Annotated in this window: 12 protein-coding genes; 2 read left to right on the forward strand and 10 right to left on the reverse strand. The window is 33.2% G+C overall.

Annotated features, from left to right (window positions below):
- Nucleotides 1-60: 60 nt before the first annotated feature.
- The 3 genes from KQI85_RS11400 to thiS all read right to left on the reverse strand — a co-directional run bounded on the left by KQI85_RS11400 (nt 61) and on the right by thiS (nt 1,781).
- Entirely contained in the window at nt 61-843 is a 783-nt protein-coding gene (locus tag KQI85_RS11400; protein WP_216576217.1) for a thiazole synthase, read from the reverse strand.
- Nucleotides 844-949: 106 nt separating this feature from the next.
- A complete protein-coding gene (gene thiF, locus KQI85_RS11405; protein WP_216576218.1) occupies nt 950-1,585 on the reverse strand; it encodes a sulfur carrier protein ThiS adenylyltransferase ThiF in 636 nt (211 codons plus the stop codon).
- 1 nt (nt 1,586) lies between these two features.
- Nucleotides 1,587-1,781, reverse strand: a complete 195-nt coding sequence (gene thiS / locus KQI85_RS11410) for a sulfur carrier protein ThiS (protein WP_216576276.1) — start codon at nt 1,779-1,781, stop codon at nt 1,587-1,589.
- Between the two features lie 1,150 nt (nt 1,782-2,931).
- Here thiS and pyk point away from each other — a divergent pair.
- Nucleotides 2,932-4,344 carry a pyruvate kinase gene (gene pyk, locus KQI85_RS11415; protein ID WP_216576219.1) on the forward strand — a complete coding sequence of 471 codons (1,413 nt, stop codon included), beginning with the start codon at nt 2,932-2,934 and terminating at the stop codon, nt 4,342-4,344.
- Nucleotides 4,345-4,351: 7 nt separating this feature from the next.
- Nucleotides 4,352-6,004, forward strand: a complete 1,653-nt coding sequence (locus tag KQI85_RS11420) for a Na/Pi cotransporter family protein (protein ID WP_216576220.1) — start codon at nt 4,352-4,354, stop codon at nt 6,002-6,004.
- Between the two features lie 462 nt (nt 6,005-6,466).
- On the opposite strand, the gene KQI85_RS11425 is transcribed toward KQI85_RS11420, so the two are convergent.
- The 7 genes from KQI85_RS11425 to KQI85_RS11455 form a co-directional block, all read right to left on the reverse strand.
- The gene (locus KQI85_RS11425) at nt 6,467-10,240 is read right to left on the reverse strand and encodes a lipocalin-like domain-containing protein (RefSeq protein ID WP_216576221.1); all 3,774 of its coding nucleotides are present in this window, start codon (nt 10,238-10,240) and stop codon (nt 6,467-6,469) included.
- A 632-nt stretch (nt 10,241-10,872) separates the two neighbouring features.
- The gene (locus KQI85_RS11430; RefSeq protein ID WP_216576222.1) at nt 10,873-11,742 is read right to left on the reverse strand and encodes a YitT family protein; all 870 of its coding nucleotides are present in this window, start codon (nt 11,740-11,742) and stop codon (nt 10,873-10,875) included.
- A 70-nt stretch (nt 11,743-11,812) separates the two neighbouring features.
- A complete protein-coding gene (locus tag KQI85_RS11435) occupies nt 11,813-12,457 on the reverse strand; it encodes a methylated-DNA--[protein]-cysteine S-methyltransferase (protein WP_216576223.1) in 645 nt (214 codons plus the stop codon).
- A complete protein-coding gene (locus KQI85_RS11440) occupies nt 12,457-14,214 on the reverse strand; it encodes a 1-deoxy-D-xylulose-5-phosphate synthase (RefSeq protein ID WP_216576224.1) in 1,758 nt (585 codons plus the stop codon). The genes KQI85_RS11435 and KQI85_RS11440 overlap by 1 nt, the downstream gene beginning before the upstream one ends.
- A gap of 50 nt (nt 14,215-14,264) precedes the next feature.
- Nucleotides 14,265-15,260, reverse strand: coding sequence for a YafY family protein (locus tag KQI85_RS11445; RefSeq protein ID WP_216576225.1), 996 nt, complete (start codon nt 15,258-15,260; stop codon nt 14,265-14,267).
- 20 nt (nt 15,261-15,280) lie between these two features.
- Nucleotides 15,281-15,466, reverse strand: a complete 186-nt coding sequence (locus KQI85_RS11450; protein ID WP_216576226.1) for a hypothetical protein — start codon at nt 15,464-15,466, stop codon at nt 15,281-15,283.
- Between the two features lie 41 nt (nt 15,467-15,507).
- Nucleotides 15,508-16,710 (reverse strand): sugar MFS transporter, encoded by a 1,203-nt coding sequence (locus KQI85_RS11455; protein WP_216576227.1) that lies wholly within the window; start codon nt 16,708-16,710, stop codon nt 15,508-15,510.

Raw genomic sequence — 16,710 nt, forward strand, 5'->3', positions numbered from 1 at the left:
TTTGCTTAATTATTAACCAAATATTGCCTCTAAGGTATTATATTGCAAGATACTATCTATCTAATCTCTTAAAAATCCTGTAAGCGGATCTGACGATTCTCCGCCTCTGCTTATAACTCTTCCAAGTCCTGCAAGATATGCTTTTCTTCCTGCTATAATAGCATCCCTAAATGCCATAGCCATAAGTGGTATATCACCGGCTGTTGCAAGTGCTGTATTTGCCATAACTGCTGCTGCACCCATCTCCATTACTTCACATGCCTGTGATGGTCTTCCTATTCCTGCATCTACAATTACTGGAAGTTCTGTCTCATCTATAAGTATCTGTATGAATTCTTTTGTTGCAAGTCCCTTATTAGAACCTATAGGTGCGGCAAGTGGCATAATACAGGCTGCTCCGGCATTCTCTAATGCTCTCGCAGCATAAAGATCCGGATACATATATGGCATTACAACAAAACCTTCTTTTGCAAGTATATCTGTTGCCTTAATTGTCTCATTATTATCAGGAAGAAGATATTTAGAATCTCTCATTATCTCAATCTTTACAAAGTCACCACAGCCAAGTTCTCTTGCAAGTCTTGCTATTCTTACTGCTTCATCAGCGTTTCTTGCTCCTGATGTATTAGGTAAAAGTGTAACATTATCAGGTATATAATCAAGGATATTCTCATGTTCCTTTGTATTAGCACGTCTTAATGCAAGTGTAACTATCTGTGCTCCTACATCTCTTACAGCTGCTTTTATAAGATTCATTGAATATTTTCCTGAACCAAGAATAAATCTTGACGTAAATTCATGTCCACCAAGTATTAATTTGTCTTCTATATTTGTATTATTCATCTCAATATTTCTCCCATACTATATTTTTTGTATATCAGATAATTATGCATTACAAAATGGTAATAACTAACATATAAACCACTTTGCTGCTATCTGATTCTATAATCTATACTTCAGTCTCTCCGGCTATAAGTCTAAGTATCATTGTAGCTTCATGAGCTGCACATACGAGGACTCTTGCTGACACAAGTGATAGTCCCATACAGGAATCAGCTTCTTCATCTCCACAAAGATAGAAATTCTTCATAACTTTTCTTGTATGTATCTTATTCGCTGAGTCAAGCCCTGCCATTCCGGAACCAGACACTATCTTCTTATCCGGATACTCACACAATACTCCATTAACAAGCATTGCTTTTGCTTCCGGTCTGTCAAATGCCTCACATATAATATCTGCATCATCAAAAAGTCCAGGTATAACATCTTCTGTAATCTTCATACATTCACAGGTCACTTCAACATACGGAGCAATTCTTGCAAGATTCTCTTTCATAGCATCTGTCTTATACATATCAAGCTGATCTGTAAAATATTGCTGTCGGTTAAGATTACTTATATCAACCTTATCAAAATCAATAAGATGAAGATGCCCAACACCGGCTCTTGCAAGTGCTATTGCTATATTAGAGCCAAGACCTCCAAGTCCACATATTGTAACCTTAGCATTATTAAATCTCTCTTGCATTTTAGTACCATGCCGCTCGCATAATGCCTTTTGCATCTGTTCTCTACTTGGAATCATATCAGCCACCTCCAACAAAGCTTACTACTTCTATGTGATCTCCATCCTTAAGAATCACTTGATTATAAATACTCTTTGGTACTATTTCACCGTTTAATTCAACAGCCACACGTTTTAAGTCATATTTAGAATCTGTAAGATACTCTTCAAGACTTATTTCTTTAATATCAATTTCTTTTCCATTAACTTTTATCATGTTCTCTTCCCTTTCTTCTATATTCTTTTTGGACAGTTTCATATATTTACTTCACTTTGAAAATATGCTTTAGTGAACTACCCATCACCTAAAGATAGTGGGTTTTACGCTCTATCTTATAAAATACACTTCAATATAAAACTATCTATTATGATACAAACAATTCGTATATATTTTTAGTTCTTAGCGTCTCTTTACGCAAATTTACACAAAGTTTTCTGACTCAAAAACATTCATATACGAAAAAAAGCCACACAAAGAAACACACCCGTGGTGGTGTGCCCCTTCATGCGGCTTTTGCTCACAATCTGTTGTCTATTCTAATTTAATATTGTATATATGTCAATACATTTTTTGTCATTTTTAACAAAGATTTATGTTATTATTACAAAACAAAAAATTTCAATTGTATTTTTTTTTGAAATCTGATACTATGACATTGTTAATAAAAAAACATACTAATTAGAAGGGAGTGTCTGCAATGCGGAATAAGATTAACAAAATATTATGTTTCATCTTTGCTATATCAATACTTATATCCACAATATTCTGCGAAAAACAAAATGCCGATGCTCTAAGTGTCTATAATTATATAAATTATGACAATTCTCTTACTATATCAATCTCGTTAAATACACAGCATACACAGTTTTTTACTACTGATATCCCTCGTATACATTCGTATACCATAAAACAGGATAATTCATCATATAATTACATTAAGCAATGGAACAACAGACTCACATTATTCTTATTATGTGCTGCTCTGTTTGTTTTATATAAATCAAAGATTTATACAATTTTTGATATTTTATTACTAAAAATGTTGTTCCCGATGGAATTAATAATTGATTTCATCCACAAAAGTGATGGCAAAAAACGCGCATATATCCCAATTATTACATCAATATGTTAATAGATTTATTTTCTAAAATTATTATTAAACAGTGAAACGGAGTATACAAATCAACAGGTATGCTGCCAGTTTTTCTGTATACTCCTTAATGGAGGTTATCATGGAAAATATAGTTGTAGGTATATTATGTGTAGTTGTTGCTTTTGCCGGTATCTTTGGATGGTGGTATGAAAATGGTCATTCCAAAAGGGAGAAAAACAACAGTAACACAAAATAAAGGAATGGAGAATTATTATGAGAAAAACCAAAGTAATCTGTACAATTGGACCTGCATGCGAAGATGCTGCAATACTTAAGGATATGTGCCTTGCTGGTATGAATGTAGCAAGACTTAACTTTTCACACGGAACTCACGAAGAACATCAGCAGAAAATTGATCTGATTAAGAGTGTTAGAGAAGAACTTAATTATCCAATAGCTCTTATGCTTGATACTAAGGGTCCTGAATACAGAATAGGAACTTTTGAAAATAAAAAAATCACATTAAAAGATGATGACACATTTACATTTACAACAAGACAGCTCGTTGGTAACGAAAGTATCGTCTCTGTTAACTATGATAAACTTATGGAAAATCTTGAAGTTGGAGATAAAATACTTGTCAACAATGGTCTTGTTATCTTTGAAGTAACTGAACTTAACGATACAGATGCAAAATGTAGAGTTGTAATCGGTGGAGAACTTTCTAACAGAAAGAGTATGAATTTCCCTGGTAAAGTTATGAAACACGATTTTTTAAGTGAACAAGATAAAAAAGATCTCCTCTTTGGTATTAAAAATGACGTTGATTTTGTTGCTGCATCTTTTGTATCTACTAAACAGGATGTTGCTGATATGAGAGAGTTTCTTGATGCAAATGGTGGTAAAGACATAGAAATCATCGCCAAAATTGAAAACCGTTCCGGTGTTAATAATATAGAAGAAATATGCCAGATTGCAAACGGCGTAATGGTCGCACGTGGTGATCTTGGTGTTGAAATTCCAGCTATGGAAGTTCCTTCTGTTCAGAAATATCTTATCAATAAATGTCGTATGCTTGGTAAACGAGTTATAACAGCTACTGAGATGCTTGAGTCTATGATCTACAATCCAAGACCAACAAGAGCTGAATTATCAGATATTGCCAATGCTGTATATGACGGAACATCAGCAGTTATGCTCTCTGGAGAAACTGCTTCAGGTAAATACCCAGTTGCATCAATCAAGAACATGGTTGAAACAGTTGAATTTACTGAAAAGAATATTAATTATACTAACAGATTCAGAAAAGCTGAATTTACAATGAAAAATAATGTTGATGCTGTTTCACATGCTACATGTTCAATGGCTATTGACGTTAAAGCAAAATGTATTATTGTTAACTCACTTACAGGTCAGACAGCTAGAATGGTTAGCCGTTTCAGATGTCCAGTTGATATCCTTGGTCTGACAACTTCTAAAAAAGGCTGGAGAAAATTAAACTTAAGCTGGGGTGTTACACCTGTATTATGTGAGACATTTGAGTCAACTGAAGAGATGTTTGCTAACGATCTTGTCGAAGCCGGCAAAATCTTTGAACTTAATTCAGGTGACAATATAGTATTCACTAGTGGTCTTATTGATGGTAATACTGGTAATACTAATATGATAAAAGTAGAAAGGATCTAAAAATAAAATGTCATTTACAAGATTAATGGGACTTCTTGGTGGTCTCGCTTTATTCCTATATGGAATGCAGATGATGAGCACCGGTCTTGAAGCCGCTGCCGGCAACAGAATGAAAGGAATCCTTGAGAAACTTACTTCTAATCGTTTTCTTGGAGTTCTTGTCGGTGCACTTATTACAGCTGTTATTCAATCTTCATCAGCAACAACTGTAATGGTAGTCGGTTTTGTTAATTCAGGTATTATGACTCTTACACAGGCAGTATGGATTATTATGGGTGCCAATATTGGTACTACTATAACAGGACAGCTTATAGCACTTGATGCAGGTGCTATAGCTCCCCTGCTTGCTTTTGTCGGAGTCGCTATCGTAGTATTTATAAAAAATGAAAAAGCTAAAAACGCAGGGCAGATTCTTGCAGGACTGGGAATTCTCTTCATAGGAATGGATATGATGGGAAATGCTATGAAACCTCTTGCAGAATCGCCTTCTTTTGTTAATATTTTAACTAAGTTTGAAAATCCTATTCTTGGAATTCTAACCGGTACTGTATTCACTGCAATTATTCAATCTTCTTCCGCCTCAGTCGGTATACTTCAGGCTCTTGCCAAAAGTGGTGCTATAGGTCTTAACAGTGCCGCCTTCATCCTCTTTGGACAAAATATTGGTACATGTATTACAGCACTTCTTGCTTCTGTTGGAACTAATGTCAACGCAAGAAGAACTACTCTTATACATATAATGTTCAATGTATTTGGTACTGTTATATTCACAATAATATGTCTTGTAACTCCATTTTTAAACATTATAACTAATATCTCACCATATAATGTTACTTCACAGATTGCTAATCTTCATACTATATTTAACATTGTAACAACTATACTCTTACTTCCTATTGGAAGTTATCTTCCAAAACTTGCTACTATGTTAATGAAAGATAATGGAAAAGATGATAATGAAGTTCTTGATGAAATGAAAACTATGTACCTCATCGATTTTAAACATATCGACAAAGAGAAACTTGCTACATCATCACTTGTATGTATAGAAAGTATTAAAAAAGAAGTTACAAGAATGCTTGAACTTGCCAAATTAAATGTATCTGAGTCACTCTCTATATTTGCCAACCACGATCTAAAAAAATATAACGTTATCGAAAAGCGTGAAGATTATGTAGACTATCTAAACAGAGAGATCTCAAAATATATAACTTCTGTTATATCTTTCGAGAAATCAAAAGCCGGAAGTCAGGTACTTAACTCAATGTTTTCAATAACAAGCAATATTGAAAGATTAAGTGATCATGCTGTTAATATTGCCGGATATTCTAAGATGATTGCAGAAAAACAGATTGTATTCTCAGAAGCTGCAAGTCTTGAATTAAAAGAGATGCAGGAAACTTGTGAAAAGCTTTTTGAGCTTCTTGAAGATATTCCTGAAGATTACATAACATGGCATAAACTTGTTGCATTTTTTGAACAAAAAATCGATGATATGACTATTCAGTTCAGGAACAATATGTATGATAGAATCCAGAAAAATATATGCTCTGATGAAGGAAGTATATTATTCTCTGAGATGCTTACAGATTTTGAACGAATTGGAGATCATGCACTTAATATTGCTGATGAGATGGTTAAAATCTCACTTGCTGCATAATTAATTCTCTTTTGTTAGTAATTGTATACATTTTTTGTATACAGATTTTAGCTTATAATATTATGATTTAATATAAGTCTTTACTTCTATACAATTACTAATGCAATTACTATATCTAATTATAATTACTAACTATTGTATAGTTGCAAAGCAAATGTGGAAGTTTTAGTTGATATCACTCTGATTTAAAGTATAATCTTTTTGTAATCTATTACGTAGTAGCATACTAATATTTTACAATAAATCCCAGGTTTTTCGAAGCCTGGGATTTATTTTTTAGATTATGTACCGCATTAACATAGAAAAAGGGGCATCTCACTAATTTCTTAATGCGACAGCCCCATTTTATTTTTTACTACTCTATTTAATCTATTACTCTTTTGTATACTTTTAAACTATTCTTTATTGCTACTCGTATCCTCTCTTTACTATTTTTATCTTCCTATTGCATTTCTCATTAGTCTATCTCATTGATGTAACAACTACATTCTCAAGAACTGTCTCTGTAGTAGAAGATGTTGCACTAAATCCTGCTGTAAAACTACCATTTGCAGCTATATCCGAATTATATTCACTACCTTTTATGACATAGTGTGTACCTTCGTGACTTATTATCTCGGCACCCCACATAAGTGTTATCTCATCCGAATAATCAAATTCTACTACAAAACTCTCCATATCCTCGTCAGTGTTGTTAGTAATCGCTATATTGGCATTATATCCATCATTCCAGACTCCATGTTTTTCAATGGTTACTGTTGTATCACTGTCATCATGTGTAATTCTATTACCTTCAAATGTAATCTCATCAATTACTGGTAATTCCTGTCCTTCATATTCTGCTATAAAACCGAATTCTACTGTCTCATTCGCATCAAGAGTCTTATTCCATGATGGATGTCCAATTACATATGTATTACCTTCATGGCTTATAATCTCGGCATTCCATATCTGTTTTATCTCTCCATCATATTCAAAAGCAACTTTCCATGCGTCTTCTGCTGTCTCATTATTGTTAGTAACTTTAACTGATGCTTTAACATAACTACCCCATGCTGCTTCATTATCATACTCAAAATCTGCATATCTTATAGGTTCTGATTCTTTTTCCACAACAGCACTGAATTTCATATCTGTTAATTCACACATCTCTGTATTCCAATATGAACTCTTAGCAAGTCCTACTCCATAAGTAATATCCTTGCATGATGATATGAATGAGAGAATATCTGAATATGATGCTCCTGAACTATTCTTAACAATAGGAAGTTCTTCATCATCAAATACTATCTTAATCTCATCCTTAGTTATTTTAATAATAACATTGTGAGTCTTATCTTTGTCTGACAATACAGCCATATTCTTAATTCCACTCATTGAAGGCTGGTTAATGTCAATCCAGTTACCGGTTGAATCATTGTAACAAAGATATGGTGCACTTTGAACTGATACTCTTCCTCCTGTTTCTCTATTATAGAATGAGAATAATCCATCCCATCCATTTTTGGCTGCTTCATCACTGAATTTAATATTATATTCAAGTGTAAGTTCTTTAATATTCTTTCCTTCAAATGGATTAATATCATAATTAATGTCTGAAGATGTATTAAGTATTACATCTTCTGGTGTATATTCAATCTCTGCATATTCTTTTCCTGTTATAGGCTCTGCATAGAACTTAAGATTACTTACTGTACAATTAGCTTCATCATATCCGGCTGCATTCCACCATGAACCATATCCAAGATATACTTTATCCGCCTGTTCATTAAGCCATTCAACTATTCTTCCATAGTCTGTGACTGTTCCTGAACCGGCATCGGTATTGACTATATCCTCTGTATATACAGTCTCGCCATTAATCTGCACTTTATAACCATCACTATTAAGATTAATCGCAACATGAGCTTCATCGCCTATATAATCATTAACAAGTGCGTAATCTCTCATATTCGCATCAAAATATCCGGCTGCTCCATTGTATCCAAGATATGAGCCTGGTGTAAAATACATTCTTCCCAGACTTCCTTCATTACCCATGAATGATAATATAGTTCCAAGCATATGCAAATCTCCAGTTTTCTTAACATCGAATTCAACTGTTACTCCTCCTGAGAGATCAAGGCCTCCTGTATTGCCTTTATATAATGGATTATCTATTGCTATACTCTTATCAAGTCCAGTTGATATATCGACCTCTTCATCTGTATAATATTCTGCTACAAGAAGTCTGCTTCTTACATTTTGTTTAGCTGCTTTTACAAGTACATTGTAATCTTTTTTATAACAATATTCACCTTTTGATACTGTTAATGTTAGTGTGACTATCTCATCTTGTGATGGCTTATTAACAATTCCATCTTGTGATATTATATTTTCGTTACTACTTGACCATGTAACTACTGCTCCATTAGTGCTATTTGTGTCAAGTTCAATATCGCCATATACAACAGATGGTATTGCTACGCTTAACTCTTTTACATTCTGTGCAACTACAACATCATCACTTGCGACTTTTGATCCCCATATTGTTACTCCATCTTTGGATGCCGCTGTAAAACACATCGTCTTAATGTTAGTATTGTCCATTGCCTGCTCTAGTAGAACACCTTTATACTCTTTTCCATTAATATCAAGAGCTATATTGACATTCTTATCATTAATCTCATATGTTCCTGTATATGCACCTGTTATTGTTCCATCTGTATTAAGAATTATATTCTTAACTTCGTTATATTCAAGATCTGCATAATTAACCTGAAAATCATGAATTATCACTTCATATTCACCGGCAACTTCTTCTTTCGTATATGGCTCTTTAGATAATCTTTCGCCTGAATATTCATATGGTGCTGCAAGAAGTTGTCCATCTTCATTAGTAAATAACTGATGTACTCTTATCTGATGCCCTGCTGTTCCATCATTAAATTTGGTATGATATATGACAAAAGCACCATCATTAGTTACTATAGCTGAATTATGTCCCTGTGCTACCTCTGCTATATCCATTGTATTCCATTTGTAATTACCAAAAAGTTTGAGTCCTCTGTTATCACTACTATTAACAGAACTGTAATTCATCACATATTTATTATAAATAGCACTGTTGCCACTCTCATCTGTATATGGTCCATCAGGATTATCAGAACTAAATATTCTCATATTATAACCACCTTCCGGTGAATAAAAGCCATAAGACATAAACAGATAATACTTATCTTCTATCTTCTGAATATATGAACCTTCTCCTGATACATAATAACCACCTGCTATTTTTTTACCAAAATATTCATCGCTTGTTACTGATGCTCCCTTACTGTCATAATCGCTTTCATAACTTACTGTATAATCTCTAAGACCTGTATTCTCGTCAAGTTCAAGCATATATATTCCACCTGACCATGAACCATAAGACATAAACAGTCTTCCGTCATCATCATAGAATACACATGGATCTATTGCATGTGGCCAATATGTTCCCCATGTTCCATCTGATATCTTATTATATTTATCAGGAAGCTCATCTGTTGTGCCTGTAATAAGTTCAAGATCCGTATTTTTGTATGATTTAGTTGAATCTGATGTACTAAAGCCTGAGAATACAACTGGTCCTTCATATACATAAGGCCCTTCTATATCATCTGCTGTAAGAAGCACAATTGATGAATTCCATTTTGCACCATTAAGACTTAGATACATGCACCATTTGCCCATAGCTTTATTATATATAACATCAGGTGCCCACATATTACCCTGAATTGTATTATCTGATATCCACTCATTAATATTATATGAGCCAAAATCAGCCTGATATTCTGCACCGTCTTTACCTCTTACAGTTACTGTCCCTGTATAAGCATTGCTCTTAAATGCTTCATTATATGACAATACCTGTCCATTAGCATCTCCAAACAATTCTGATGTCTCACTCTCATCTGTTACATTAGTCCAATTCTTAAGATCCGAACTCTTTGCTACGCCCATATGAGAACCAAATATATAGTAACTTCCATTATTATCATATACAACAGATGGATCATGTACTGATACTCTGTCATATGATACTTTCTTCGTAAGTTCATTAACTTCTTCATCAGTAAGGACATTCTGCCATGTTACATTGTCCGTCTCTGCGGCATATATTATACCTGTCGGATTTACTAATGTTACACTTCCTGCACTCATAGTTGCTGCAAGTAATAATGATAATGCTTTTACATATCTCTTCTTCATCATAATCCTCTTTCCCACATCGTAATCTACAGACTTATTGCAGACATATTACGATGTACATTATGTCTGCAAGTGCTTTTACCCTCTCCTTGTAAAATTGCACAATTATTTTATATGTTACGTTAATTATTTTATCACATTTTTAATATTTTTCCATATGTTTTTTATTTCATTTTAAAATATTTTTATATTTTAAATAATTCTAAATACTATTTTTGGATATTTTGACGGTTTTATGCACTTTTTATCTATCATTTAGTTCTTGGATATAGTAATTATGATATGTTGTTTAGATTTTTCTAAAGATATTTTTATACAGATACTTATAAATATTCTCTTAAAATCTATCTATTCTATATGTATCTGTTAGACACTTCTCTATCTGATATTCTCTGTTTAATATCATCTTGCTAGATACTTCTCTAGCCGATATTCTCTGTCCAACATCATCTTATTAGATGTTCTATGAATATATTAAAATATCAGAGTATAAATAGCTAATATAATCTTCATTAGCATTATTATCTATACTCTGATATTCTTAAATTCTTATATTTTATTCATATATAAACTACGAACAAAGTTATTTTCCTGGCGTGTCTTACTCAAATCTTTATATTTTTCAGTAATAGACTTTACTTATTAGTACTATTTTTTTTAGGTTTGTATCGCATATCAGATACAGTATATACTGTAACAAATGCTTCTGGATCTTCTGTTATTATATAATTCATAAGTTTCTGATACTCACCTTTATCAACTATTGTAATTATCTCATTACGTTTCTCCATATTATACGCACCTATTGATTCATAGATTGTTGCTCCACTATGCAGGTCATTAATTATAAAGTTACGGAGTTCTTCTTCTCTTTTGGTTATCACACATACTCTACGCTTCATATTATGATCAAATATAAAATGATCAAGTATTATTCCATTAAAGTATGTTCCAAGAACACTAAGCACTACTGTCTTCTTATCATATACAAGTGCTGATGAAAGCGCTATACATATACCGGCTGCCGACATCGCTTTGCCTAACTCAATATGAAGATATTTATTCATAACTTTTGCTACTATATCTATTCCTCCTGATGATGCATTACGATTGAATAGAATACTAAGTCCAAAACTTACGATAAGAATATAGCACAATACATCAAGTTCCTGGCTGCCTGTAATCGATTCATTTCCTGGAAATGCCTGTTCTAATATTCCAAGAATAACCGGAAGTGCAATACTTGTATATACTGTTTTTATTCCAAATTCCTTACCACATGTTAAAAATCCTACAATAAGAAGAAATACATTAAGTATCATTGTAATTGCAGAAAGTTTAAGTGGAATAAAGTTAGTAAGTATTATTCCAAGACCTGTTATGCTACTTACTGTTGTATGACTTGGTACCATAAAAAAATAAACACCAAGTGCTACTATTGCTACTGCTATTGTCAGTATAAGCGTTTCTTTTAGTAATTCGATGTAATTAATCTGCTTTTTCAAAATATATCCACCTTTTCATATGTTTTTCCAAGTAAGTATATCACAGTTCTTTAAAATTGCCTAATACTAACTATTCTCTTTTTATCTCACTAACATCTATTCCATATACATTAAGATCTACTCGCCCATCTACAACTTCTATTCCATCATTTGCAAGAAGTTCTTCCTGAACTTTCTCTCCACCAAAAGCAAACTTTCCTGCAAGCTCACCCCTGGCATTAACAATGCGATAACATGGAATATTAACAGGATCTGGATTCTTATGAAGTGCATTGCCGACAGCTCTTGCCATATCTTTATTACCGGCAAGATAAGCTATCTGACCATAAGTTGCAACTTTGCCTCTTGGTATCATCTTAACTGCTTCATAGATTCTCTTAGTTGGACTCGATGTTACAATATCATAACTCTCAGCTATCATCTTCTTAACAACTTCATCAGGAACTGTTCCATCAAGTATTATTGTATTCCAATGTTCCTTATTCTGATGCCAGCCTGGAATTACTGACGCAAATGCATTGCGCCAGTATTCTCTCCATTCTTTATCAACTTTTACATTAAGATTAATACAACCTTCTCTTTCGTATATCCACAAAAAAGCCTTCTTACTTTCTTTTACTCTTATAAGCTGCCAATTATCATCATGAAATGGTGCTTCAAGATAAGTATTATTAAATGATAAACCATATTCAATGGCTTCTTGTCTGGTATTCATTATAATAACCTCATTACATCTTCTGTTATCTGCTCTTTTGTAAGACGATTATCTCTTAATACATCCTCTACTTTATAACGATCTATTAGTTCTTTTTTAAGTCCATAATTAAGAACTTTCATATCAGAAATACTATAAAATCTTGTAATCTTCTCTCCAAAGCCACCATCTGTAATTCCATCTTCAAGTGTAATTACAAGCTGATGTTCTTTTTTGAGTTCTTCAAGAACTTCTTTATCAATTCCTGATATATAATAAGGATTAATAACTGTTGCTTCAATTCCTGTCTTAGCTTTTATCTCATCAGCAGTATTATAAGCTAATTCCATGAATGTACCAAGTCCTATGATTGCAACTTTACTTCCTTTTTTCTCTATCTCATACTTATTAAATTTTGAAAAATCTTTTGTCACATTCTTGCCATCTGATATAAATCTGCCTGCTGGTACTCGTATTGCTACAGGATAATCACTCTGTTCAATACTCCAGTCAAGCATTGCAAGATATTCTTCCTTAGTTGATGGTGCAAGATATACAAGATTAGGTATATTGCTAAGCATTGGAATATCCTGAATTCCAAGATGTGTTACATCACTCATTCCATATACAGAACCACCAAAAGTAAGAATTGTTGCCGGATTACTGTCTATACAAAGATCCTGTGTCAACTGATCATAAGTTCTTTGAAGAAATGTTGAATATACACCATATACAGGCTTGCCACCGTTAGCTGCTATTCCTGCTGCAAGTGCAACTGCTGTCTCTTCTGCAATTCCAACATCAACAAACTGCTCACCTGCAATATCACGATATTCTTTTGTAAATCCCATAATTGTTGGTGTTGCTGATGTAATTGCAACAACTTTCTTATCCTTTTTCATCCTATCAAGCAGATAATCTCTCGTAATTGATGCATAGTTCTCCTCACCTGTTCCTTTGTATAGAGATTCACCTGTTTCAATATTAAAAGGGCCATGATAATGCCACTGTTCTTTATTAGCTTCTGCAGGTGCATATCCTTTACCTTTTAATGTATTAATATGAACTGCTACCGGTTTATTAATGTCTTTTACTTTTTTAAATGCATCAATCAATGAAGCTATATCATTACCTTCATTAACATATATATATTCAAGTCCCATTGCTTTAAAAAGATTACATTCTGCCTGTCCATTAGTCTCTCTTAAAAGCTTAAGATTCTTATATAATCCACCATGATTCTCTGCGATAGACATATCATTATCATTGATTACAATAATAATATTACTATTAAGTTCAGCTGCATAATCAATTCCCTCAAGTGCTTCGCCACCACTTAATGAGCCATCACCAATAACTGCTATCACATTACCATCTTCACCTTTTAAATCTCTTGCTTTGGCAAGACCACATGCAAGACTTACTGATGTTGATGTATGACCTATTGTAAAAAAGTCATGCTCACTTTCGTTAGGATTAGTATATCCTGTAACATCATCATAATGCTCTTCATACAGATATGCATCTTTTCTTCCTGTTAACATCTTATGAGGATAACATTGATGTGATACATCATATACAATCTTATCCTTAGGTGATTCGAATACATAGTGCATAGCTATTGTTGCTTCTACCATACCAAAATTAGGTCCAAAATGTCCGCCATGTTTGCTTGCTCTTATAAGTAGTGCATGTCTCATCTCATCAGCAAGTACTATTAATTCATCAATTGTAAGTTTCTTAACATCTAAAGGTCCATTAATTTTTTCAATATACATCTTTAATCCTCCTGATTTTTATATTATAAAATAATAAAAATACAATTGCATTATATCCTGTAATTATCTAAAAACTGCTTAGCTGCATCCCGCATCTGTTCTACTACATCTTCCGGCGAAGTTACTTTTACACGATTACCAAGGCTAAATATCCAGCCAAAGAATTGGCTGCTTACTGCAACATCGACAATAACTTCACTGTTATCATTATCTACAGGTCGCATTATAACTTCTTTACCAAAACGATCTATGAATATTCCACACATATCATTAGGAAACTGTATCTTTACTTTTTTTACATCGCCATGATACATACCAAAATTAATCTTAGAATATGATGCTATATCAAGATTCTCGAATCGCTCTTTGCCTTCCCTTATCTCGTCTGTAATACTTACATATTTCATCTTGTCAACTCTGTAATGCTTACACTCCTTACTATAATCATCAAATGCAACCATATAGTAATTAGCATCATTCCATGTAAGTGCCCATGGGCTTACAGTTATGTATTCATTATTATGCCTTGGCTCAAGCACCTTATCTGTATTCCACTTATAATATTTAAATCTAATCTTCTTATTCTCAGCAATCGCATTATATATATCATCAACATTATAATATATGCTCTCGTTCATAGTCTTTACCCTGCCTTGAACATATACTTGTCTTTGAAGTTTTGATGCCTGATATTCGCTTACAAGTCCTTTTATCTTCTTAATAAGTTCTCTTGATTTATTCTGTGTTATGAATTTTGATGCCTGTATAGCGTCAATAAGCAGCTTAATCTCTGCAAGTTCAAATTTTCTCTGACCTACTCTATAATAAGTCTCACGTCCAACAGATTCCTTAATAATATCTATTCCAATCTTGTCTTTAATATCATTAAGATCCGTATATATACTCTTTCGTTCTGCACTTATATCATATTTGGCAAGTTCTTCTATAATCTGTGCCATTGTAAGACTATGTTCATCATCTGTTTTATCAAGCATAATCTTAGTAAGATATACAAGTTTTAATTTTTGATTAGTTCCTTTTGCCATATCAACACCACCTATTCATTCTATAAGTTATCTGTCCAAATGTCGCCTTCATCAAGCCCTTTTTGTATAAGCCATTCATCTTCAACTAATACATATCTCTCAGCTCCACTCTCATCTACAAGTGTAACTGATACTTTTGGTTTTTGTCCAGGCATTAGTGCCTCACATCCATATTCTCCATCAAATATGTGCTTTATCTTCCACATTTTACTATACCACCTTTGTTGTGAACTTATATACTCTAATCTTAACTTTCTCTTTCCAATCGATTATTAACACTAACTTTCTTAATTATTATAAGTGTAATTATCAAGATTACAGGAAAGATTATCCCTGATAATATTCCTATTCTAAGATTATTATCTAATGCACTTGATACCATTCCTACAAGTGTTGGACCTCCAGAACATCCAAGATCTCCTGCAAGTGCAAGCATTGCGAACATAACTGTGCCGCCACGTCTTATTGATGCTGATGCTTTACTAAATGTACCAGGCCACATTATTCCAACTGAAAAACCACATATTCCACAAGCTATAAGTTCAATAATCGGAACTCTGATAAGTGATATACACATATATGAGATTATACACAGAATCGTACTATATCTCATAAATCTGTCAAGGTCCATTCTCTCTCCATATCTCCCATATATGAGCCTTGATATTCCCATAAGCACTGAAAATAGCATTGGTCCTATAAGATCTCCAAGTGCTTTACTAACTCCAAGCCCCTGCTCTGCAAATGTGGATGCCCATTGACTTACCGCCTGTTCCGATGCACCTGCACATAACATCATAAGCATTAGTATCCAAAATATTTTTTCTCTAAAAAGCTCCCTCATTGTGAATCCACATTCACCCTCTTCATGTAGACTATATATTGGAACTTTGGCAAATAATATAATATTAACTACTGGTATTATAAGCAATATAAGTGTAAGTATCTTCCAATTCTCTATTCCAAATATTTTAAAAAATATAGTTGATACAAGTACTACTCCTGTACATCCCCAACAATAGAAAGAATGTAAAAGGCTCATCGTTGATTCCTTATTGTCTGTTGGACATGCTTCTATAATAGGGCTTATAAGAACTTCTATAAGTCCTCCTCCTATCGCATATATTACTACTGATATTATTATGCCTGTAAAATGATCTTCAAATATCTCTGGCAAAAAAGTAAGCATTCCAAGTCCCATAACTGCACATATATGTGCTATTATAACTGATGCTCTGTAACCAATCCGATCTATGAAACCAGCTGATAACATATCTATAATAAGCTGTATTGCAAAATTAACTGTAATCAAAAGCGTTATCTTAGATAATGGTATATTGTAACTTTTCTGAAATGTGACAAACAAAAGTGGCACAAAACTATTAACTATCGCCTGCACTATATATCCGGTAAAGCAGGCATACATTGTTGTCTTATAATTAAATTTCAT

The organism is Falcatimonas sp. MSJ-15 (assembly GCF_018918265.1).
In the GTDB taxonomy this organism is placed as follows: Bacteria; Bacillota; Clostridia; order Lachnospirales; family Lachnospiraceae; genus Falcatimonas.